This is a genomic window from Protofrankia symbiont of Coriaria ruscifolia (assembly GCF_900634745.1).
In the GTDB taxonomy this organism is placed as follows: Bacteria; Actinomycetota; Actinomycetes; order Frankiales; family Frankiaceae; genus Protofrankia; species Protofrankia californiensis.
On the sequence record NZ_CAAAFR010000041.1, the window covers coordinates 19942 to 41680 of the forward strand.

22 protein-coding genes, 1 pseudogene and 1 riboswitch are annotated in these 21739 nt (G+C 65.4%); of the genes and pseudogenes, 16 read left to right on the plus strand and 7 right to left on the minus strand.

What is annotated here, in order from left to right:
• The 4 genes from CV1CTNOD_RS24465 to CV1CTNOD_RS06135 all read left to right on the plus strand — a co-directional run.
• The coding region (locus tag CV1CTNOD_RS24465; RefSeq protein WP_165485339.1) for a 4'-phosphopantetheinyl transferase superfamily protein at positions 1 to 1508 on the plus strand (1508 nt) is incomplete at its 5' end.
• Positions 1509 to 1619: 111 nt separating this feature from the next.
• On the plus strand, positions 1620 to 1952 hold the full coding sequence (locus CV1CTNOD_RS06125; protein ID WP_431607079.1) for an acyl carrier protein: 333 nt from the start codon (positions 1620 to 1622) through the stop codon (positions 1950 to 1952).
• A gap of 2 nt (positions 1953 to 1954) precedes the next feature.
• On the plus strand, positions 1955 to 2932 hold the full coding sequence (locus CV1CTNOD_RS06130) for an alpha/beta fold hydrolase (RefSeq protein ID WP_131785195.1): 978 nt from the start codon (positions 1955 to 1957) through the stop codon (positions 2930 to 2932).
• Complete coding sequence (locus tag CV1CTNOD_RS06135; RefSeq protein ID WP_131785196.1) at positions 2929 to 4218, plus strand: glycosyltransferase; 1290 nt, start codon at positions 2929 to 2931, stop codon at positions 4216 to 4218. The genes CV1CTNOD_RS06130 and CV1CTNOD_RS06135 overlap by 4 nt, the downstream gene beginning before the upstream one ends.
• A gap of 313 nt (positions 4219 to 4531) precedes the next feature.
• On the opposite strand, the gene CV1CTNOD_RS27265 is transcribed toward CV1CTNOD_RS06135, so the two are convergent.
• Positions 4532 to 4666 carry a hypothetical protein gene (locus CV1CTNOD_RS27265; protein WP_278043863.1) on the minus strand — a complete coding sequence of 45 codons (135 nt, stop codon included), beginning with the start codon at positions 4664 to 4666 and terminating at the stop codon, positions 4532 to 4534.
• Positions 4667 to 4866: 200 nt separating this feature from the next.
• Positions 4867 to 4991: riboswitch (TPP riboswitch) on the plus strand.
• Positions 4992 to 5082: 91 nt separating this feature from the next.
• Here CV1CTNOD_RS27265 and thiC point away from each other — a divergent pair.
• On the plus strand, positions 5083 to 6804 hold the full coding sequence (gene thiC, locus CV1CTNOD_RS06140) for a phosphomethylpyrimidine synthase ThiC (protein WP_131785231.1): 1722 nt from the start codon (positions 5083 to 5085) through the stop codon (positions 6802 to 6804).
• Between the two features lie 551 nt (positions 6805 to 7355).
• Positions 7356 to 7904, plus strand: coding sequence for an NUDIX domain-containing protein (locus CV1CTNOD_RS06145; RefSeq protein WP_131785232.1), 549 nt, complete (start codon positions 7356 to 7358; stop codon positions 7902 to 7904).
• A gap of 3 nt (positions 7905 to 7907) precedes the next feature.
• On the opposite strand, the gene CV1CTNOD_RS06150 is transcribed toward CV1CTNOD_RS06145, so the two are convergent.
• Positions 7908 to 9317: a hypothetical protein gene (locus CV1CTNOD_RS06150; protein WP_131785197.1), complete on the minus strand. Its 1410-nt coding sequence runs from the start codon at positions 9315 to 9317 to the stop codon at positions 7908 to 7910.
• Positions 9318 to 9703: 386 nt separating this feature from the next.
• Between CV1CTNOD_RS06150 and CV1CTNOD_RS06155 the strand changes: the two genes are divergently transcribed.
• Genes CV1CTNOD_RS06155 through CV1CTNOD_RS06170 form a run of 4 tightly spaced genes read left to right on the plus strand, consistent with a single transcriptional unit; the run spans position 9704 to position 11944 of the window.
• On the plus strand, positions 9704 to 9913 hold the full coding sequence (locus CV1CTNOD_RS06155; RefSeq protein ID WP_131785198.1) for a hypothetical protein: 210 nt from the start codon (positions 9704 to 9706) through the stop codon (positions 9911 to 9913).
• The gene (locus CV1CTNOD_RS06160) at positions 9910 to 10209 is read left to right on the plus strand and encodes a hypothetical protein (protein ID WP_131785199.1); all 300 of its coding nucleotides are present in this window, start codon (positions 9910 to 9912) and stop codon (positions 10207 to 10209) included. The genes CV1CTNOD_RS06155 and CV1CTNOD_RS06160 overlap by 4 nt, the downstream gene beginning before the upstream one ends.
• Complete coding sequence (locus tag CV1CTNOD_RS06165) at positions 10206 to 11078, plus strand: radical SAM/SPASM domain-containing protein (protein WP_131785200.1); 873 nt, start codon at positions 10206 to 10208, stop codon at positions 11076 to 11078. The genes CV1CTNOD_RS06160 and CV1CTNOD_RS06165 overlap by 4 nt, the downstream gene beginning before the upstream one ends.
• Before the next feature lie 47 nt (positions 11079 to 11125).
• The gene (locus tag CV1CTNOD_RS06170) at positions 11126 to 11944 is read left to right on the plus strand and encodes a hypothetical protein (RefSeq protein WP_242606411.1); all 819 of its coding nucleotides are present in this window, start codon (positions 11126 to 11128) and stop codon (positions 11942 to 11944) included.
• 220 nt (positions 11945 to 12164) lie between these two features.
• Here CV1CTNOD_RS06170 and CV1CTNOD_RS24470 read toward each other — a convergent pair whose 3' ends face one another.
• Positions 12165 to 13061 (minus strand): hypothetical protein, encoded by an 897-nt coding sequence (locus CV1CTNOD_RS24470; protein ID WP_165485340.1) that lies wholly within the window; start codon positions 13059 to 13061, stop codon positions 12165 to 12167.
• 251 nt (positions 13062 to 13312) lie between these two features.
• Between CV1CTNOD_RS24470 and CV1CTNOD_RS06180 the strand changes: the two genes are divergently transcribed.
• Positions 13313 to 15817 (plus strand): hypothetical protein, encoded by a 2505-nt coding sequence (locus tag CV1CTNOD_RS06180; protein ID WP_131785203.1) that lies wholly within the window; start codon positions 13313 to 13315, stop codon positions 15815 to 15817.
• Between the two features lie 29 nt (positions 15818 to 15846).
• On the opposite strand, the gene CV1CTNOD_RS06185 is transcribed toward CV1CTNOD_RS06180, so the two are convergent.
• Positions 15847 to 17100, minus strand: coding sequence for a hypothetical protein (locus CV1CTNOD_RS06185; protein ID WP_131785204.1), 1254 nt, complete (start codon positions 17098 to 17100; stop codon positions 15847 to 15849).
• Positions 17101 to 17126: 26 nt separating this feature from the next.
• On the opposite strand from CV1CTNOD_RS06185, the gene CV1CTNOD_RS06190 reads away from it, so the two are divergent.
• From CV1CTNOD_RS06190 to CV1CTNOD_RS06200, 3 genes are all read left to right on the plus strand, one after another.
• The gene (locus tag CV1CTNOD_RS06190; RefSeq protein WP_013874180.1) at positions 17127 to 17372 is read left to right on the plus strand and encodes a hypothetical protein; all 246 of its coding nucleotides are present in this window, start codon (positions 17127 to 17129) and stop codon (positions 17370 to 17372) included.
• Entirely contained in the window at positions 17369 to 17770 is a 402-nt protein-coding gene (locus tag CV1CTNOD_RS06195) for a type II toxin-antitoxin system VapC family toxin (RefSeq protein ID WP_131785205.1), read from the plus strand. Before CV1CTNOD_RS06190 ends, CV1CTNOD_RS06195 begins: the two co-directional genes overlap by 4 nt.
• A 687-nt stretch (positions 17771 to 18457) precedes the next feature.
• Positions 18458 to 18634 (plus strand): flavodoxin, encoded by a 177-nt coding sequence (locus tag CV1CTNOD_RS06200; protein ID WP_242606412.1) that lies wholly within the window; start codon positions 18458 to 18460, stop codon positions 18632 to 18634.
• A 130-nt stretch (positions 18635 to 18764) separates the two neighbouring features.
• On the opposite strand, the gene CV1CTNOD_RS06205 is transcribed toward CV1CTNOD_RS06200, so the two are convergent.
• A complete protein-coding gene (locus tag CV1CTNOD_RS06205) occupies positions 18765 to 19349 on the minus strand; it encodes a TetR/AcrR family transcriptional regulator (protein WP_207386223.1) in 585 nt (194 codons plus the stop codon).
• Between the two features lie 124 nt (positions 19350 to 19473).
• On the opposite strand from CV1CTNOD_RS06205, the gene CV1CTNOD_RS06210 reads away from it, so the two are divergent.
• Both CV1CTNOD_RS06210 and CV1CTNOD_RS27645 read left to right on the plus strand, forming a co-directional pair.
• Positions 19474 to 20403, plus strand: coding sequence for a TIGR03564 family F420-dependent LLM class oxidoreductase (locus tag CV1CTNOD_RS06210; RefSeq protein ID WP_131785207.1), 930 nt, complete (start codon positions 19474 to 19476; stop codon positions 20401 to 20403).
• 136 nt (positions 20404 to 20539) lie between these two features.
• A pseudogene (locus CV1CTNOD_RS27645) lies at positions 20540 to 20691 on the plus strand (SUMF1/EgtB/PvdO family nonheme iron enzyme); the annotation flags it as partial.
• A 31-nt stretch (positions 20692 to 20722) separates the two neighbouring features.
• Here the strand turns inward: CV1CTNOD_RS27645 and CV1CTNOD_RS06220 are convergent.
• A complete protein-coding gene (locus tag CV1CTNOD_RS06220; RefSeq protein WP_131785208.1) occupies positions 20723 to 21004 on the minus strand; it encodes a type II toxin-antitoxin system RelE family toxin in 282 nt (93 codons plus the stop codon).
• On the minus strand, positions 21004 to 21288 hold the full coding sequence (locus CV1CTNOD_RS06225; RefSeq protein WP_131785234.1) for a type II toxin-antitoxin system Phd/YefM family antitoxin: 285 nt from the start codon (positions 21286 to 21288) through the stop codon (positions 21004 to 21006). Before CV1CTNOD_RS06225 ends, CV1CTNOD_RS06220 begins: the two co-directional genes overlap by 1 nt.
• Positions 21289 to 21739: the final 451 nt, after the last annotated feature.

The window sequence follows — 21739 nt, forward strand, 5'->3', positions numbered from 1 at the left end:
TCACCGCGACCATCCTGCCGGCCGCGGCCGGGCAGGACGCGGTACGGGTGAGTATCGACGGGTACGCGCACGGCACGGTCATCCTCGCCGACGCCTTTCCGGCGGGACCGGCGCCGTCGGACGAACCCCTGCCCGAGCCGCGCAACGAGGTGGTGGACGGGCAGTCGGTCTACCGCAGCGGACGGCTGTTCCACGGGCCCGGTTATCAGGGGCTGGTCACAGTCGGGCCGATTTCCCCCAAGGGCGTCCACGGTGAGCTCGTCGTGACGGCCGCGCCCGGCGCGCTGCTCGACGCCGCGGGCCAGCTGTTCGGCTACTGGCCGAGGGACTACCTCGCCGCGGACTGGCTCCTGCTGCCCTCGGCCCTGCGAAACGTGCGGTTCTTCGGCCCGCACCCGGCCGTGGGGGAGCGGCTGACCTGCACGGTGTGGGTGCGTGACGTCCGGGACAGGGCTGTCACCGCCGATCTGGAGGTGCGCGCCGCGGACGGCACGGTGTGGGCGCGCATCGAGGGCTGGACCGACCGCCGTTTCTCCCAGGACGAGGTGATGTGGGCGATGTTGCTGCGACCGGCGCGCAACGCCATCGCCGAACGGGCCGGCGGCGGCTGGGTGTTCGCCCGGGAGCACTGGGCGGACACAGCCTCCCGCGAGCTGGTCGCGCGCTACCATCTCGACGCCGGCGAACGGGCCTTCCTGGCGGCGAAGAATCCGAAGGCCGCGCGGGAGTGGCTGCTCGGGCGGATCGCCGCGAAGGACGCCGTCCGCCACTGGTTGTGGGACGGTGGTGCCACCGATGTGTGGGGCATCGAGGTCGGCGTGTCCAATGAGGCGTCCGGCCGTCCGGTGATCGACAGGTTGCCGGGCCGCGACGGTGTGCCGGCGCTGCCCCCGCGGGTCTCCTTGGCGCACACGGCGTTCCTTGCGGTGGCGGTCGTGCATCCCGATGGTGATGTGGGTATCGATATCGAACGGGTGACACCACGTCCGGAGGGGGTGGAGGCAATGACGCTCACCGGTGCCGAGCGCGCCCTTCTCACCGGCCTGGCCGGAGCCGACGCCGATCAGCGGGCACTGTGGTTCACCAGGTTCTGGACCGCCAAGGAGGCCGCGGCCAAGGCCGACGGCACCGGCCTGGTGGGCAAGCCGAAACGGTTCGTCGTCGAGGCGGTCACACCGGGTTATCTCCGGGTGCGGGTGGACGGTCCGCAACTGCACGTCCGCCGGGTCGCGCACCAGTCGATCAATGCGCTGGGTGTGCCCTTGGACGACCGTGGGCATCCTCTGGACGACCATGGGGATGCGGTACGGGCAGGCGCGCAGGCACCGGGGTACGACGTTGACAGCCACCCGGCCGACAGCCACCCGGCCGACAGTCACCCGGCCGACGGCCGCACGGCCGGCAGCACACCTGTTGATCGTTACGCCGTCGACGGCAACGCCGTTGATCGTTACGTTGTGGCGTGGACCTCACCTGAGGTCGAACGGGCGGCGCGTGAGAATGCGTGAAAATGAAGGAGTGTGGGCATGACGGCCGAGTACCTGGCAACCGGGTACCCGACGACCAGCCATCCGGGGGTATCCGACGCTGTCGTAGCCGGCGGGGTGACATCCGGTGAGATAGGCGGGATAGACCAGGTAGCGACATGGGACGTCGAGCGGGCCGCGGTCGAGGAGCGGATCCTGCGCGAGGTTGTGGCGCTGCTGCACGACGTCATCGGCGAGGAGTACGTAATCGACCTTGAGATCGACCTGTCGACGTCGTTCAACACCGACCTGGAGCTGGAGAGCATCGAGTTCGTCACCCTTGCCGACCGGATGCGGCACCGTTACGGCGACACGGTCGATTTCGTCGGTTTCCTCGCCGACAAGAGCGTTGACGAAGTGATCAACATGCGGGTCGGCGAGGTCGTCTCCTTCATCGCCGACTGCCTGACACCGCCCCGGTCGTAGCGGTGGCCGACATTCTCGCCAACGGCATCCGCCTGCACGTTCAGCGGCTGTCGCCCAAAGGCGGCCCGAAACCCGAGTCGCCGGTTGTCGTCATGGTGCACGGCATGGTCATGGACAACATGTCCAGCTTCTACTTCTCGCTCGGGAACAGCCTCGCCCACGCCGGCGCCGACGTGATCTGCTACGACCTGCGGGGCCACGGCCGCAGCGAACGGACGCCCGATGGCTACGCGATGGCGAACTCCATGGCGGATCTTTCGGCGATGCTCGACGCGCTCGGCGTCGAGCCTCCCGTCCACCTTGTGGGCAACAGCTACGGGGCGACCATGGCCTTGTCCTACGCCCTGGAACACACCGGATGCGTGGCAAGCCTCACGATGATCGAACCGCCCTTCCTCGTCGAGGGCCTCGGCGCGCAGATGGCCCGGTCGCTGGCGCAGGTCTCCGCCGGGCTCAGCGATGCCGAGGTCGAGCGGTGGCTGGCGCTGTCCGCCGGGCGGGCCGTCAGCCGGATCACTCGTAGCGCCCAGTTACTGCTGCGTGAGACCTCGATCGCCCAGGACATGCTCGCCACCGAGCCCTTCTCCCCCGAGCGGCTGGCCCGCCTCGACATCCCCGTACTGGCGGTCTACGGGGCGAACTCCGACATCGCCGACCACGCCGAAGGGCTTGCCAGGCTCGTCCCGGACTGCACCTTGATCATCCTGGAGCACCACACCCACGCGGTGCTGCGGGAGGCCACCGACTACCTGCGCATCCTCACCAGATGGTGGCTGTTCCAGCCCGATACCCCGGTACCGCCTTACTCCCGCACCGCGGGGCAGCAGTTCGACACCCCCGACTGGGTGACCCGGATGGTTCCGCCGCCGGACCTCAACCGTCCGGACAGCAATCCCCACCGTCCGGACAAGGATCCCAACCGTCCGGACAAGGATCCCAACCGTCCGGACAAGGATGTCGGCACCAGGGCATCCTCGTGAGCCGCTTCCTGTTCGTCGTCCCCCCACTGACCGGGCATGTCAACCCGGCGGTCGGGATCGCCGGCGAACTCGCCGAACGCGGTCACGAGGTCGCTGTCGCGGGCCACGCCGGCGTGGTCGGGCCGCTGCTGACGCCCGGTCTGACCCTGCTGCCGCTTGCCGGGACGCTCCGCGACTCCGACCAGGCTGCCGTTGAGGAGAAATCCAGGAAACTGCGTGGCCCGGCATCCCTGAAGTTCCTGTGGAAGGACTTCCTCATCCCGCTGGCTGTCTCGATGGTCGACGAGGTCGAGGCGAAGGTCGACCAGTTCGCCCCGGACGTACTGGTCGTGGACCAGCAGGCGGTCGGAGCCGCGCTCGTGGCCCGCCGCCGCGCCCTGCCATGGGTGACCCTTGCCACCACGTCCGCGGAACTGGATGATCCGTACCAACTCCTGCCCGGGGTCGGGCAGTGGGTGCTTGACACGTTGCGTGGCTTCCAGTGTTCCCAGGGTGTGCCCGAACACGAAGCGCGCGTTGGTGACCTGCGGTTCTCCGACCAGCTGACCTTGGTGTGCTCGGTGCCCCGGATGCTGCGCACAGGAGGCTTTCCCGACCACTACGGCTTCGTCGGTGTGCCCCTCGGGCGGCGGCCCGCCGCGGCCTTCCCCTGGGACTGGTTGGATCCCGACCGCGAGCATGTGCTGGTTTCGCTGGGGACGGTGACCCGCGAGGTCGGCAGCCGGTTCCTGCAGGTCGCGGCCGACGCGCTCCAACCGCTCGGGCACCGGCTGCAGGCGATAGTCGTGGCGCCACCCGGAATCCTCGGCCCACGCGGCGCGGCTCCCGCGGCCGACGGTGGCCTGGCCGGCGCTGGTCCGGACGGTGTTGGCCAGGCTGGTGCTGGCCAGGCTGGTGGTGACCTGGACGACGGTGCCCATGACAAGGGCGCTGATGATCATATTCTCGTCCTGCCCCACGTCCCGCAGGTCGATCTCATGCCGCACCTGTCCGCGGTGGTGTCACACGGCGGGAACAACACGGTATGCGAGGCATTGGCGCACGGAGTCCCGCTGGTCGTGGCGCCGGTCCGGGACGACCAGCCCGTCATCGGGGAGCAGGTCGTGCGCGTCGGTGCGGGCCTGCGGGTCAGGTTCGGCCGGGTGAGTGCGCCCGCGCTGCGGGAGTCGATCATCTCGGTGCTGGACGAGCCGTCCTTCCGCATAGCTGCGCGGCGACTGCGCGACGACTTCGCCGCGGCCGGGGGTGCCGCCGCCGCCGCTGACCGCCTGCTCGCAATGATCTAGCCTGCCGAGGGGTGATCCCGGCCGAAGGGCACGCGATGATGGTCCTTCGCGCGCCTGGAGGCATCGAGGGATCCACTTGACGATGCTGTCGATCCCGGCCTCCGGCGGAGGTTGCGGCGTGGCGGTGCGCTTGTCGCGGTGACTCCCTTCCTGGCCGTCGCGGCTGCTGCGGATTTTGTGCTGCGGCCGGTGCTCCGTGGTGGGCACCGTGCCAACACCTTTCGGATTCTCGCCCGCAAGGAGTTCTGAGAGCCCGGCTGTGGACGGGCCGGGCACATAATCGTTCCGTTCGCGTTCGCGTCGAGGTATTTCGTCAGGTGGTCGTGGTGCTGTCCGGTCTGGTTCTGCCCGGGTCGCCCGTCCTGGGTGGTTCGTCGTAGCGCCAGTCGTGGACGAGTCCGATGATGAAGATTCCGACGAAGAGGATCAGCAATGGCAGCAGAATCATTCATGCTCCCAGGGGATGGGGAAGTAGAAGTGGGATCGGCTCCGGTCACGGGCGAACACCGTCCCAGCCTGACTACCCGCTCCCGGATGCATCTCACCTGACGTCCGCGTGGAGTAACGCTGTGACACGTTCCGAGGTCGCCGACGGGTGTTCCGCCGATTGGGTGGCGGGAGGGTCCTGGTTGGGCGTACCGTCGCATCCAACCTCAACGCGGGAGCTTCCGACGAAGGAGGCTGAGAGGGCGGCTGGGGTTCGCTCCACGGTGCCGCCGACCGCCAGAACCTGTCCGGATAATGCCGGCGTAGGGAGCCGTCACTGTGGTGCTGCCTGTTGACCGACCAGTCTCCGTGTCCACGCCCGTCAGCAGTGGGGCGTCCGTCACCGGTGGCGCGCCTGGTGCCACTGGCACCGCGCGCGTGCCCGGTGGCTCATCCGCACCTGTCACTTCCGGCTCGCTGCCCGGCAGCCGCAAGACCTATCTGATCGGCTCCGCGGACGGCCTGCGGGTGCCTATGCGTGAAGTGGTGCTGTCCACGGGCGACAGCGTGATCCTGTATGACACCTCCGGGCCGTACACCGATGCCGAGCAGGTCACCGACGTGCGCCGGGGGCTCGCTCCGCTGCGGGACGCCTGGATCGCCGCTCGCGGTGACACCGAGGTCTACCAGGGCACCGCACCCGAGATCCGGCACGGGGAGGGGCTGCGCAAGCCTTCACCCAGACGGGCGCTGCCCGGCCGGGCCGTCACCCAGCTTGCCTACGCGCGCCGGGGCGAGGTCACCCCGGAGATGGAGTTCGTGGCGCTGCGCGAGGGCCTGCCGGTCGAGACCGTGCGGGCGGAGATCGCCGCTGGTCGCGCGGTGCTGCCCGCGAACGTCAACCACCCCGAGTCCGAGCCGATGGCGATCGGCCGCGCCCTCCTGGTGAAGATCAATGCGAACATCGGGAACTCGGCGGTGACCTCGTCCATCGAGGAGGAGGTGGACAAGATGGTGTGGGCGACCCGCTGGGGTGCCGACACCGTCATGGACCTGTCCACCGGGCGTGACATCCACACCACCCGGGAATGGATCATCCGGAACTCGCCGGTCCCGATCGGGACCGTACCGATCTACCAGGCGCTGGAGAAGGCCGGCGGCAAGGCCGAGGAACTGTCCTGGGAGATCTACCGGGACACCGTCATCGAGCAGTGTGAGCAGGGTGTGGACTACATGACCGTCCATGCCGGGGTGCTGCTGCGCTACGTCCCGCTGACCGCGCGGCGCAAGACCGGGATCGTCTCCCGCGGCGGGTCGATCCTGGCCGCATGGTGCCTGGCCCACCACCAGGAGAACTTCCTCTACACGCACTTCGCCGAGCTGTGCGAGATCCTTCGCGCCTATGACGTGACCTTCTCACTGGGGGACGGGCTGCGTCCCGGCTCGATCGCCGACGCCAACGACGCCGCCCAGCTCGCGGAGCTGGCGACGCTCGGGGAGCTCACGTCGGTGGCGTGGGAGCACGACGTCCAGGTCATGATCGAGGGCCCTGGGCACGTCCCGATGAACAAGATCAAAGAGAACGTGGACCTGCAGCGCGAGCTGTGCCACGACGCGCCCTTCTACACCCTCGGGCCGCTGACCACGGACATCGCCCCGGGCTACGACCACATCACGTCCGCGATCGGCGCCGCTATGATCGGCTGGTACGGCACCGCGATGCTCTGCTACGTCACACCCAAGGAGCACCTCGGGCTGCCCGACCGCGACGACGTCAAGGCCGGAGTGATCGCCTATAAGATCGCCGCGCACGCGGCGGACCTGGCCAAGGGGCACCCGGGCGCCCAGGCATGGGACGACGCCCTGTCCGACGCACGGTTCGACTTCCGGTGGACCGACCAGTTCCATCTCGCGCTCGACCCGGAGACCGCCGAGGCGTTCCACGACGAGACCCTGCCCGCGACGCCCGCGAAGTCGGCACACTTCTGCTCGATGTGCGGCCCCCACTTCTGCTCGATGAAGATCACACAGGATGTGCGCAGGTACGCCGCGGAGCACGGCATGGGGGAGATCGAGGCCGTGGATGCCGGTATGCGGGAGAAGTCGGCGGAGTTCGCCGCCCGCGGGAGCCACGTCTACCTCCCGATCGCGGAAGCGTAGGTGGGTTCGGTCGTGGTATTGCCCCACTTCGTGAGTCTCGCAGGTCACGGGTGTGCCGTTCCTTGTTGATCTCACCGTTTCGCCGTAATCGATCATCCGGCGGGCGGTTCCCGGATCGAACGCCGGAACGGCAGCGACCCGGAGTCGGTGCGCCAACACCCACTCCGGATCTTGATCCCCAACCCTGCGGACACAGGAGTCAGAGACCCATGGACACGATCCCAAACAGTCGTCGGCCTGGTCGTAGCGGGTCGTATTTCAGCGGCTTGTTGATGGCGCATCCGGCGGAGTCGGCGCGCGTCGAGCTGCCCCGCCGGACTCGGACCTGTTCATCCTGCGGCCGGCACTCGTGTTGCCGGCCGGAGTACAGATCTGCGTGGACATCGCCAGCACGGACACGGACGCGGCCCCCCGCGGCGGCCCGGAGGGCCGCCCTTGAAACCGTAGAGAAAATTGGCAAGGGGCTCTTGGACGGCAGAGGCTACGGAGTGCCAGCTTCGTTGTCTGGCCTCTTCCAGGTGAGTAACGTTCCAGTGGTGACCAGCGACGGCATGGACTCAACGGTTCGCCGATGGAAGATTCACAATGAAAATGTGATCGATGTCACTCGTCGGCTTCGACTATCGATTGCCGATGTTGAACTTCCGGATGGAACCCGGTTTGAACAGTATGTTATGCGGATGCCACGGGCCGTAATCGTTGGGTTAGTCGACGATAATAAACGTGTCTTGATGCTATGGCGACACAGGTTCATAATTGATCGTTACGTCTGGGAACTTCCAGGTGGTTACGTGGATCCCGGAGAGGAGGTAGCCGCCGCTGCCGCGCGAGAGCTCGAAGAAGAGACGGGATGGAAAGCTAATAGAATTGAACGTTTAGTTACCTTTCAGCCAATGGTTGGAAGTGTTGATTCAGAGAACATTCTTTTTATCGGACATGGGGCTACGCATGGAGATGTAGCTCCAGATATCAATGAAACAGAGCGCATTGAATGGATTAGCCTAGAGTCGGTATCTACTCGAATAGAAAAAGGTGAAATCGTTGGCTCTGCGACAATTATAGGCTTATTGAAGATGCGTGAAGTTTTGGGCGTCGTGTAACCGTTAGCTGACAGCGGAGAATGCCTGTGTAGACGCTTGCTCAAACTCCCGCACTACCGGCATTGATCGATATTGCGACAGAGAGCGGCGAACATCGCGTATATAATGATGGCATCGGCGAGAATTAAGCGTCTGCATTATTTGGATTGTTTCCGTTCCCATAGCACAAGCTTGATCGACTTCGCCGCAACTTCCGTAGATGGAAGCTAGCAGTGCCATATTAAAAGAACGCCCTCGCACATAGTTTTGTTTCATGTCTAGCGATCTCAATGCGTAAGGTTCGGCCTCTTTCGCCGCACCAAGATCGCGTAGACAGTGGGCGAACTTAGCCGACATGTAAGCAGAGTCAAAATAGCGTATCCATTCCGGCTCGTTTTCTGGGTTAGCCCGGTCAAATGCTTGTTCTGCAAGTGCCATAGCGGAAAAACACGCTCTTCTGTCACCCCTGACGGCATGACTGTGTGCTTCTAGTGTATAAGATTCGGCAAGAAGGCTGAATATTTTCGATCGTTTTGCACTTTGTTGTGCGGCAAGGGCTAGATCGATTGCATCCATAGGTCTCCCTAGATAGAGTGCTTGATGTCCCATGCCGGCAAGAATTTCGCCACCAAAACCTTCATCATCGGAGGAACTCGCAAAGTGGAGCGCTTGAAATAGATATCGTTGAGCTAACCCGTGTCGCTCTTCATCGTAAGCCATCCACCCTGCTAGGTGGGTAATTTCAGCGACGGCAGAAAATAGATCTTTTGCAACATTACCTGAATATTTACCATCGCGTAGAAGCGGAGCAACTTCATCATTGAGAAAGCATAGAAGTGTGGAACGACCTCGTCCGCCACCAAATCGGTTGTCGAAGCGGCGGAAAGCGGTCGTCATCTCTCTTATTGTATCAATTTCCCACGTACCGACTTGACGCGACCCTTGTGCACTAATTACTTCCGTACGTTTCGTGAGCCAACGGAGGGCTAAGGAAGAATGAGAGCCTATGCCAAAGACGGCTCCGGCGAGCAGGTGTCTACGTTCCATATCTTGCCTCCATAGTTGGGTGGTAGATTCGATACCGTTCTGCCATGACGTCGGGAACTCCAGCTCTTCGTGTTCGATCAAGCTGGCAGATTGGGTACTATCGGTCTGCCGACTTCGGTAAAAGCCGAGTTCGGAGTCCGTTCTGGCGCCAAAGATAGCCCGCAATGCGGAACGGTAGTCCTCCTGAGGCCATCTGACTACGCCGCGCTCGAGTTTTCCAATGTAATGATCGTCGATAGGTGTGACCCGGCCACCTTTTTCTTGGAAGATCCACAAAGCAACAAGATCTGCTAGTTCTTGACGGCTAATCTTTTCACCTGGCGAGCGCGTTGAGTCAAGCCTCAGACGGGCACGGCGAAGCAAGTCGTTGGGCTTGGGCGTGGGCATAGAGCGCACCTCCAGTAGTTGACAAAGAAATTCTTGCACAGCCAGCAGTCATCCGGTCACGCCACCCTGGCGTATCGTACTTGCCGTAACTGCCCCTGAACTGCCCCCAGGAGTGGTGTTGACGAACTAACCGCCCCTTCGCAGCCCCGCCTGTGCCCTCGTCCTAGACGAACGATTCCTGTGAACTTGTGCCAGCGGTTCCGACCGGGCTGACGGTGTCCCCGGTGGCGGGGCCGTGGTGTGGCACCGGGCTTCGGGCGTGGAGGGGAAACGTCTGGAGGCGGTGTTGCCGGGCTGGTCCCGGGCGGATACCCCCTTTTCAATCCTTCGTCCGCCCGGGGCCGGCTTTGCCGACCGGTTGATGTGGAAGGGGAGGCGAGGCGCGCGTGGATGCTGCGGGCACGTTGTACGCGCTGATCCAGTACGGCGGGGAGGAGCGATGGGCGGTGTCGGTGGTGATGATGGCTTTCGAGAGTGTGACCGCCGCCGATCAGCATGCCCGGTCGGCCGGGATCAGTGACTATGCGGTGGGGCCGGTGCGGTTCGCCGAAAGTGCGGCGGCGCCGGCGGTGCGCTGGCATCGGGATTCCCGGTGAGCGGAGACGGCTCGTTTCCCTCGGCGTGCGGCCGGCCTGTATCGGAGGCTGATGGCTGGATCGTGCGGGGTCTGCTGGCGGTACTGGCGGTGCGACCGCAACCGCTGCTGCGAGCCGGCGACGGGGTGACAGCGACGGAGGCGTTGGCGTTCGTCGCCGGGCAGAGCGCGGCCTTGGAAGCGGTGCACATCGCGTTGGCGCGCGCCTGGAGCGCGGACAGGCCGTCGGGCCGGGGCGGAAACGATGGTCAGCCATATGCTGATCAGCCATATTCACAGAAACGGAGCGGCACGTGACCCCTGGAGCTACTGTTCCGGCCCGGTTCCTGTGGCTTGAGATCACCGGACGTTGTCAGCTCACGTGCGTTCACTGCTACGCGGACGTATCCCCACTGGGTAATCATGGAACAATGACCGTCGCCGACTGGAGACGTCTTATCAAGGACGCCGCCGACCACGGCGTTGAGATGGTCCAGTTCATCGGCGGCGAGCCGACCGTGCACCCGGCATTCCCCGAACTGGTGACACACGCGCTGGCGGCCGGCCTCCGGGCGGAGGTGTTCACCAACCTCTACCGGGTCACCCCCACCCTGTGGGAACTGTTCTCCCGGCCGGGTGTCCAAGTGGCGACGTCGTACTACTCCGATACCCCGGCCCAGCATGAGGAGATCACCGGCCGGCCGGGCAGCCACGCCCGGACCAGGGAGAACATCGCCGAGGCGGTACGCCGGAAGATCCCGCTACGGGTCGGTGTCATCGGCGTCGACGACACCCAGCGGGTCGATCAGGCGCGCGGAGACCTCGCGGCCCTCGGGGTCACCGACGTCGGCCATGACCGGGTGCGGGCGTTCGGCCGTGGGGCCTCGGCGGTGAACGAGGCGGACACCTGCGGGCAGTGCGGGCACGGCACTGCCGCCATCGGCCCGGACGGTACGGTGTCACCATGTGTGTTCACCCGACATGCGGTTGCCGGCAACGCCCGGTGGGAACCGCTGCACAGCGTCCTTGACGGCGGCGCCTTCCGGGCACAGGTGGCACGACTCGACCAGGCCCGCCGGCCCACGGAGACCACCGCGTGCATGCCCAACATGAAATGCACGCCGGATTCCAGATGTGTCCCGTCGTGCACGCCGGTCTGTAGCCCCCTGCGGAAAGTATGCGAGTGAGGCGTCGATGGTTACCGGTCCGCGTCGACGACTACGATGCATGGCTGGTGGACGTGTTCCTAGCCGCAGTCGAGCGACTGGGCGTCGAACCGTGCACGCCCGCCACCAGCGTCGCGGACAGCATCAGCGGCCCGGTGCTCTACCAGGGCGAACGGGCATGGCTACGGGTCGCCCCCTTCCACGAGGACGGGATGGACCGGGAGGCGTGGACGGGCATCCGCGACGCCGCCGCCCTGCGCGGCATCCACAAACCCACGCTGCTGGCCAGCGTGGAATGGACACACACCCAGCCGGTGAGCATCCCGGTGTGCGCCGAGCTGATGACCCTGGCCCCCGATCCGGTCGCGGCCCCCGGCAGCCAGTACCTGGCCACACCCGTCACCCTCGCCCCCCAATGGCTGAATGACCTACGTGCCTCCCTGGACGCGCTGGCCACCCACCCCACCGACCGGACCTTCTGGGCGGACAGCGCCGAACGACACCGCTACCTGCTCCACGCCGTCTACGGCCAGCCGCTCCCACCGGGGATCGCGCCGACCTGGGGCAGCACCGAACACCTGGACCTGCACTGGGGCAACGTCACCATCCCCAACCTGATGATCCTCGACTGGGAACACTGGGGAACCGGCGTAGCCGGATACGGCGCCGCACGCCTGTACTGCACCGCCCTGGCCGTCCCCGAAACCGCCGAACAGATCCACACCGCCTTCGCGGACATCCTCGACAGCCCATCCGGACGCTACGCGCTACTGGTCGCCGCCGCCGACATCCTGGTCAACGTCGCCTACTACGAAGACACCGTCAACCTCTGCCCCGCCCTCCACCAGCTCACCAGAAAGATCCTGGACCAACCGGAGACGCTCTAACTGATCGCGGAGGGCCGATCCAGAGGGAAAATCTTCTGATCTTCCTAGGGGCTTCCTCGTCCGCATAAAAATCGTTGACAACCGGTGAGGTAAGCCCTTGCGACTCACCCTCAACGCCACCGACCCTGGACACCCACGCGAGGGGGCGTCGTGACGACGGTTTCCACCTACAGCTTCCGCATCCGTAGGTGGAAACCGCTGTTGTGGTCGCGGTTTTCATCTACAGGTTCGGCTTCCAGCCGCGTTGGCGTAGGGTGGTGGCGACCTGGTCGGCCACCCGCTCGGGCTGGGTGCGCAGCAGGTGGACCGGGAAGCGCAGAATGAGGCGGTCCTGGAGCACACCGGCGTTCTGACGGGCCAGCTCGTTCCACCACTGACGTGCCTCCCGGTGGTGTCCACCGTCGATCTCCACCCAGACCTGCCACGTTTCGTACCAGATGTCGAGGTGGTAGCGGTTGCCATCGGCGTCGATCCTCTTCTGCCGTTGCGCGGCCGGCAGGCCGTAGTGGTTTTCGATTTTTCGATAAAGAATTTCGGCCACCGAATGGGCGCCGTCACCCAGATCGCTCAGGGTATCGATGATCAGCGTGTTGCGGTGCAGCGACCCACGACGCTCGACGACACGGTGAAGCTCGGCAACGGTGACCAGCCGCTGCTGGACGGCTGCGGCAAGTACGGCACGCGCGTCGTCCTCGTCCTGGGCCCAGTTGGCTATGTCCACGACCGAGCGGGGGAGCCGGGTCCGCGGCGGCAACCGCCGCGGCAACCGCCGCGGCAACCGCCGCGGCAACCGCCGCGGCAACCGCCGCGGCAACCGCCGCGGGTACACGTCATCGGAGCCGAGGTGACGGCTGCGCCGGATGATGACACCGAGGCGCCGTGCCACGTGCCGTGCGGCATCGACGAGGACGACGACCGGCCCGCCGTCGAACCCGCGTAAGCAGTCGAACGACGCCGCTGATGCCCCGCCGAGCACCGCGCCGACCCCGATCGACTCGACGGCCGCCCACGTCATCTGGATGTTGGTGATCGGACCGGAGTGGGTGACGAGCACACCCCGCATGGGCCGTTGCCAGCGGCCGCTACGCAGCTTCCAGCGTATTTCCGCCTCGGTCATTCCGGCCCGCAGTGCCGTACGGACCGAGATGACGCCGCACTGGGATTCCGCGATCCGCTCCCAGGACGGGCGCTCCCCGCGGCCGTCATCGGTTCGGCGCCGGGGTGTGCGACCACTGTCGCTGCCGCAACCGAACCCACCTACACCTCCCGTGCCGCCCGGCGTCGTCGGTGGCCGCCCCTACGTCCGGCGCATGTGCCGACCCTGTCACACTGTGCGCAGTTGATGGCACTTACGGACGGGGGACGCACATGGCGGGCAAGATAATAGTCCATCTGCTCGGCACATCCGACGTGGGAATCACGACCGGCGGTCGGCTGTCCGATGATAAGGACAGACGTGACCTCGAAGCACGATACGCGGGCATTGAAACGATTCTTGATCGTGCCGAGGATGATCTCGAACAGGCTCGAAAAGAGGACAGCGCCGAACGGATCGGCATCCGGCCCCTGCTGCTTTCTCCGGCGCCTATCCTTGCTCATAAGGCGATGCCCTTGCAGACATTGCTGACCCGATGTGGGGACGTTGACGGAGCGGTTCTGGCGCTTGCCTACACGAGCAAGGGCGACTGGCGCGACACCAGGAAAGTATTCGAGCTGATACGCCGGGCGCTGAAGATCTGGCCCGAGCTGTACGGGTGCCCCGCGCCGACGGAGGTCGAGCCGATCGACATTCACGAGCCTCTGGTGGAGCCGGCGCGCAAGGCGATGGTCGATCATCTGGAGACCTGCCAGCCACGGGAGATCGTACTCGGGCATGGGTCCGGCGCCGCGTTAGGAATCAACGGGTTGCTCCTGGGCTGCCTGTGGTCGGGCCGACCATTGACGGTGGTACCGCTCCAGGACGCCCATGGGGCGACGTCCGTAGCCGTCGGTGGGGACGCCCGTGACTGGCTCGCTCGGCAACGTCATTTTCTCGGGCTCGCCGAACTGGCCAAGCAGGGCGGAAAAGAACAGGATTTCCGGCTATGGAAAGCGTTGCACTATCGCCAGATTCAGGATGTCGACAAGTTCAAGCAGGAGATCCAGAAGGCGGAGATCTCGGCAGACCTGATCGCATCGCTCGACCCGCGCTCGTATCGAGGAAAAGAAAACGCTTTCTTTGACGTTCTCTCCCGCGGGGAGACCGGGGCTCTGATGCAGGTGAGATCATGGATGTACGACAACTACCTCGAGCTTGTCGAAAATGAGGGTGACGGTAATTTCTGGCCGAGGGCCGATGATGCCGATGCCGGCTGGCGGAAGGAGCTGAAGAAGGGGCCGAAGAACGAGACGTTTGGTCAGTTTAGAGGTCGAATATGTCGTTCCACTCGGCTTCCTGAACGGGCTCCCCTGCAATTCATGCGGCTCCCCGTGGTCGAAAAACTGAACAAGTGCGCCAGGGATGCTGTCCATCAGACCTTGGCGGTCCCGAGTCGGGAGCTGCTGTTCGATCCGGAGCTACGAGGGCTCGCGGCGGTTGCGGACGATCGCGACCCGCGGTCGGAGCTGCGGCTCTCCCCGGATCCAACACGATGGTCCTCGGTCCCGTCCGGCAGAATTCTTGTCATCCAGTGTGTGGGTAAGCAGGAACTTCGCCCGCAGTTGCACGCCGTGCTCACCCATCATTTCCATGAGATCGCCGGCCGGAAAGCCATCGAATGGAAGCTGGACGTACTGCTCGTCGCATCCCTGACCACGGGAGACGGGCACCAGGACGATACCGAGGGCAAGGCGCTGGCGGAGGTCGAAGCTGTCACGGTTCGCGAAACTCCCTATGACGTGTTGCCACCCGAACGGATCGGGGAGATCCGGGTTGCGACCGTGGAGCGTGCCGCGGTAGTCCGCGATGGTCGTCCTCGTTCGGACGAGCGCTCCGTCGAATCCATGCGAGCAAGAATTACAGGACATCTGCGGGAGTGGGACGACAGGTTTCCGCTACGAGATGCCGAGGTGGTGGTTTTTCTCGGCGGGCCGGGCACTCATGGGATGAATCTGGCTGCTATGCTCGCGGCGGTCGACTGGGCAGCGGCCGAGGGATGTCCGGCATATGTCGGTTCGATAGAAGAAATTCAGCACGCTCGAGCGTGGCCGGATGGAGATTCCTCTGTCGGTACCACAGCGAACTCCTCAGCCAGCAAAATCCAGCTTTCGGACGAGCAGGTTGCCGTGTTGCCCGGCTATGATCCGATCCTCGCGAGCGTGGCATTACGCCAACTCGCGGCCCTCGAACTCGACGCCGCCGCGCGCACGTTGCACCGCGGTGGACCGGATCTTCGGCGGATCGCGAAGGATATAGAGGAACTACGACAGGATGCTTTTTCGGAACGAAAAGAACAAGAAAGAGATATTGCTGAGACTGTTCGCCGACTGCGACTCGTGGATACGTTGATCGATATCGACAATTGGGGTGCGATCTGTCTTGCTGCTTCAATATGCAATGCGACACTTCCTGGTAGGGTCTACAATAATCGCCCCAAAGGAACGTCGATCTGGGTTTTGATAAAGGCTCGCGATGAGAGCCCTACGGCGCACGGGTTGGAGGATAAGGTGCTGCGAGATGTTCTTGGGCGATTGTGGCCGAGCCCGGGTAGGTCCGATCTCACGAGCATAGTTCGTGAATTGATTGACGAAGTAGCGCATCAATTGCTGGCCGGCTCGACGGAGCAGCGTATCCCGGGTGACGGTGCTGTGATTGGAGCTTCACCTCGGTATGACGAGTATGCCGACAGGATCGGTGCTTTGCGTGTCGATCTGGCATCCATCGCGGTGGGGTAACGAATTTTCCGTAATTGACGCAGGTGAGGTTACTTCTCGCGGAGTTCGCGCAGCGGAGTCACGTCCGTGGTGAGTGACGGCAGCGCATAGCCGTGGTCTATTTTCGGCGCACCTGACCGCGACGTGCTGACCTTCTCGTTGAGCTGGAACCAGGCGACGATCTCCGAGATGTCATCACCTTGGCGCGGCTTGGTCGAACCCCTCGGATAACCGACGCGGACCCCGTCGCCGTAGCCGGTGGCGGCCCGGCGCAGTGCGGCGATATGCGAGGCTTCGTCGAAACTGTGGCCCACCGCATCGCCGGTCGCCGTCCGGAAGGTCTCGATCAATGTTTTCGCGACCTCGGTGAAATGCTCGGTACCGCCGCTGTCCACCGGAACCTGACCGACGGCGCCGAGGCGGCCGGACAGGTCTCGGTAGGCGGTGGTCACCGCCTCACCCTGAACGAGAGAACTGCCGTCCGGCAGGACCTCGAGAGTAACCGAGCCCAGCCCGAGCGGCCGACCACGCCCGAGCCGGAACACGCCGAAATCGGCCGCTGTTCCCGACTGTTCCAACTCCCTGGGGACGGCGAGTTCGTGGGGGTCCAGCAGCCACAGCAACGCGCCCAGTTCCGGGCCGGTCATGTTCGTGACGTCGATGTCGAAGGTGAACGTGCTGCCGGCTCTGACCCAGGCCAGCACGGACGCGTTCCGCTTCGTCCGCAGCTTCGTCGACTGACCGTCCTGGGCGCGGCCCCTTTTCTCCTGGGCATCGACTCGGGCGCGGACCTTCTCCCGGACGTATCTGTCGAGCTTGTCCTGGGCCTCAGGGTTTTTGTCCTGGTCCTCAAGGTTGCGGTGGCGGGCGAACACCTTGAAGCCGCGCAGGCCCGCGCCCGCACCGTACATGTCCGCCTTCAGCATCCCCTTTTCCATCGGTTTCCCGGTGGGATCGGCCGCGTTGTAGAAACGGGCCTGGCTCGGCTTGGGCGCGCCCAGCTCGATCAGCGGGAGGCCGAGCTTACCGAATGTGGTGATCTGTACCGACCCGGGTTCAGGTCGGATCGGGGAGATCACGACATGCCCGCGATAGGCGGTGGCGTGTTCGGCGCGCTCCTCGGCGCGTTGTTCGACCGTGCCGAACACCCGGTCCGCCGCGGAGAACTCGTCAAAGGTCGCGGGTGGTTGGCGTCTCGCCGCCGTGAGAAGGTCAGCCGGGGGCGTGGGGAACGGCCGGCGCCCGACCATGACGGGCAACAGCGCTCGGTCTGGTTGGGCACCGAGGATGCATTCATGCGCCATGCATGAACGCGTGGTAGCGTGGACATATGAGCGAGTCCGCCGACGTGGGCATCATCCAGGTGCGCGATGTCGATCCGACGACGCTCGCGGTCCTCCGCGAGCGCGCTAGATCGCTCGGCCAGTCACTGTCTGGGTACTTGCGGGACCTGATGGATGCCGACGCGGCCACGGAGACCAACGCCGAGGTCATCGCCCGCATCGCCCGCGACAGGGAACCGGTGGAGCTCACCATGGACGACATCCTCGCGGCGCGCGACGAGGGACGGCGTTGACCCTCACGTACGTGGTTGACTGCTCGCTCGTCATTGATGTGCTGTCCGTCCGCAATGGCGACGAGGTGCTCCGGCAGCGCCTGTCCGCCCCGCGCACACTGCACGCCCCGCACCATCTCGACGTCGAGGTCGCGTCAACAGTCCGCGGGCTTGCCGCCGGAAAGAAGATCACTGACCATCGCGGCGAGCAGATGCTGGCTGACTACGCGCGCCTGCGGATCACCCGTCATCCGGTCTGGCCCTACCACCCCCGGATGTGGGAGCTGCGGCACAACCTCGGCGCCTACGACGCCGCCTACATCGCGCTCGCCGAAGCGCTCGGCTGCGAACTGCTCACAGGCGACACCAAGCTCAAGAACGCTGCCGGACACCGCGCGACGGTCATCGTCACCCGGTAGCAGAAGCGGGCACGCCTCCCTAGGGATGACCAACGGACCCAGCACCCTTGGAGCGACGGTCGCGGCCAGCCTGATGCCCGCGTGATCTTGTTGGGGTGGGTGCGCCGATCGGTACAGCCATGTCTCCCAGCAAACCGGAGGCTATCTGCGTGGGGGTTGGACGGTAAAGCGTAAGAGCATGAAGCTGAGCGCGGAACACCTTGGCGGGGCATCCCTGCCGTCTGTGGCGCTGCCACGTGCTGGGAAAATCTTGACCGCACGACCCGCCAGCAAGGGATGGTGGCCATGGCAGGGACGGACGACCAGCCGGGCGAGGATCCGGGGCCTGACCCTGAGCCTGATGACGGCTCAGTGGATCGGCCGACCCCGGACGATGAGGCACCACCGCCGGACAGTGAAGATCAACCGCCCGACGATGCGCGGCCAGACCGTCCACCCGGTCGGACAGGGATTCGTCAAAGTCGTGGCGTGTGTTGTGCCTGGTCAGCGGGGGTCAGAGGGCCAGGAGACGGAGTGTCCGGTCGGGGCCTTGGGCGTTGTGCGTAAGGAGGAAATCTCCCATCGTGGTGGTGGGCCTCATGCGACACTTATCGTTACTGTTCGAAGCGCCCGACTTTCCGCAAGTTCTGCGATACCGTTTACTATCCGTGTCTGAATGCAACCGTCGGGCGACCGTACGCCCTGTATGTGCACGGCAACAACGACACGACCGGGGCGATCCGCGGGGTTGAGACCATCGCGACCGGCCTGAAGTGGAAGCGCTTGCGCGAGCCTCTGACGGTCGTCGACGAGGTCGACGCCGCTGTACGCGAGGCCTGCTGGGAGCTCGGGGCGACGGTCGCGGCCAGCCTGATGGAGAGCTGACACCCGACTGCGGCTTCGGCGCCGACCCTCTCGGGCCGGGCCGGTAACGGCCGGATGGACGCGTCGGGCTGCTGTGATCGCCGGCAGGTTCGTGAACGGCATCAGTCGGCTCTGCCGCGCCAGGCGCTGTTCAACCCAGGCCGCGGCCGACAAACGTCATCAGGCGATCGAGAAGACGGGGGTCGTCGTGCGCCTGCTCGCTGGCCCATGCCACCGCGTTGACAAGGGTCAGGAGATCGCCAATGTCGATGTCCGTTGTGACGGCGCCATGCGGGCGCGTGCGGTCCAGCAGGGCACTGCCGGCGGCGCGGATCTCGTCGTGGCAGGCCGCCAGTGCCGCGTCCGCGTCGGAACCGGACACGGCCAGCATCTGCGCCGCCACGAGCCCCCGCATAGCGGTGGCGTGGACAGCGACCTTATGTAGCCAGATACGCAGCGCGTCGCCGGGATCAGGATGGCCGAGCAGTTCGTGCCCGGCGGCGCACAGTCTGTCCACGTCGTCGCGGATGATCGCCACCAGAAGTGCTTGCAGTGAGGGGAAATGCCGGTAAAGCGTACCGGGCCCTACTCCGGCGCGCTGGGCGATCCGATTGAGCGACGCGTGGGCTCCCTCTTCGGCGAACACGGCCCTCGCCGCCCGTAGCACCTTGTCGCGGTTGTCCCGGGCGTCGCTGCGCATCCGGCGTTCGGAAGGCGTCACGTGGTCTGGCCCCACGTCAGGACCACCTCCTTGTCAACCGGAGAAGTTCTCCGTATCGTAACGCGAAGCATCCGGAGAACTTCTCCGTTTGTCGATGGCGGGGTACCTCTCCGGTGTCTCGCCCGGACCGGGAGAAGCGATGAAGATCGGAATTGCAGTCGGTGACGTGCGAGGAGCCGCTACTCTGACCGAGGTTGTCCACCAGGTGCGGGTAGCCGCCGACTCCGGCATCGACTCCGCGTGGTCGGCTCAGGCGCTCGGTTGGGACGCGCTCACCACCCTGGCGGTCGCCGGCGCACAGGTGCCCGCCATCGCTCTGGGCGCGGCGGTCGTGCCCACCCCGCAGCGTCATCCCCTGGTGCTCGCGAGCCAGGCTCTCACCGCCCAGGCGGCGAGCGGCGGCCGGCTCACTCTGGGTGTCGGCGCTGGCATCGCGGCGATGATCCAGGGCATGTTCGGCCTGTCCGCCGATCGCCCCGCCGCCCGCATGCGCGAGTACCTGACAGTGCTGAGCGCCCTGCTACGAGGAGAAACTGTGAACCATCGTGGCGAGACGCTCACCGCGGTCGGCGCGGTCGACGCCCCTGGCACGCTGCCTCCTATCCTCCTGCTCGCGGCGCTCGGCCCAGCGATGCTGAGGGTGGCCGGGGAACTCGCTGACGGCACGGTGACCTGGATGACCGGTCCGCGAACGTTGGCCGATCACATCGTCCCCTCCGTCAACCGTGCCGCTGCCGCCGCTGGGCGTCCGGCACCCAGGGTGATCGCCAGGCTGGTCGTCTGTGTGACAGGCAATGAGGCGGAGGTCCGAGGGCGCATCGCGCAGCAGTTCGCCCTTGCCGGCCAGGTTCCTGAGTACCGGGCCGTCCTTGACCGTGAAGGGGCGGCCGGGCCGGGGGATGTCGTCGTCGTCTCCGACGAGGACGGCGTGGCCGGTCACCTCCGGCGGATCGCGGACACCGGCGTCACCGACTTCCTCGCGTGCCCGTTCGGCACCCCGGCAGAGCAGGACAGAACTGTCGCCGTGCTCGCGGACCTTGCCAAGTCGACCAGTGCCGGCGCAGCGTGAAAGCCGGCGAGGCTGTCGCGGCGGCTCCAAAGCTGGCCGACGGCACCGGCCGGGATCGGCCTGCTGGGAATCGCAGCCGGGATGGCGGCCGGCCCGAGGTACGGTCAGCCTGACGAGATCGCCTGGTATGGCGTCTGACGCCGAGGTCTACGGCGGCTACAAGGTGCTGCGGGGAGGCGGCTGGTTCGACGAGCACCGGAGCTGCCGGGCGTCCGTTCGCGTCGTGGACATCCGGACTTTCAGGTTGACGATGTGGGTTTCCGCGTCGCGCCTTCCGCTCCTCGGTGACTCGGCAGTGTGCGGTGAAGCGCGCTGGGACTCACGGGTGGTAGACGTCTCGCCGGTGCCGGATGGAGTGGATCTGTACCAGGTGCTTGGCCGCGTCGATCCGGTAGATGATGCGGTAGGTCCCGCGGCGCGCCGAGTAGAAGCCGTCGAAAGGTTCGTCCAACGGTTTCCCGACCCGGTGAGGGTTCATGGCGATCGCTCGCTGGATCGTCTCCAGCGCGGCGGCCGCGACCTCCAGGGGCAGGTCCTCGTGGAGGTTTCTCCGTGCCCTGCGCGACAGTGCGACCTCGTAGGGTGTGCCGCTGGCGGCCATCACCCGTCCCCGGCCCGCCGCTGCTCCAGTTCGGCCACGACCTCGCCCAAGGCGAAGGTGTCGCCCGTAGCGAAGTCGTCCCGCGACTGCCGCAGATCCGCAAGAGCCTCGTCGTCTGACAGGAGGTCGAGGGTCTCGCGCATCGACTCGTACTCGGCAACGGAGATCAGCATCACGTCCGCGCGCCCGTTGCGCGTGATCGTAAAATGATCATGTTCTTTGGCCACCCGCTCGGCCAGCTCGGCAATCCGGGCCTTCGCCTCGGTGATCGGTATGGTCTCCATGGAGGTCATTATATGGACCGGTCGCTATTCTGGTCGTTCTGGCGGCTGTCTGGCTTCGGGCTGGTCATCGAGCGCGCGCTCTCGTCGACGAGGCGAGCGATGGCGGAGGTCAGGCCAGGGGTGGGACGAGGAGATCAAGGGCGCCAGCACGTTACGTAGCCGCGCGACGTAGCCGACTTTCCGCAAGTTCTGCGAGAAGAAGTTCTTCATGCCCGGAGCCTGATCGGTACGGCAGACCCACCCTCCACCATCCTGGTTTCGGCATATGCGCCGTCGACGCTGCCCAGGGGCCAAAGCGGCTCTCCGTACTGAGCTGGAATGTGTAATCGCCTGATCACGCTGCCAATGTGAAGTTTGTGACGGGGTGTAGCCAGTCGGGGCGGGTGGAGCGGGAGGCGACGTAGCGGGCGCGGCGTTGCTGGTTGGCGACGTTGGTCAGGCCGAAGGCGGT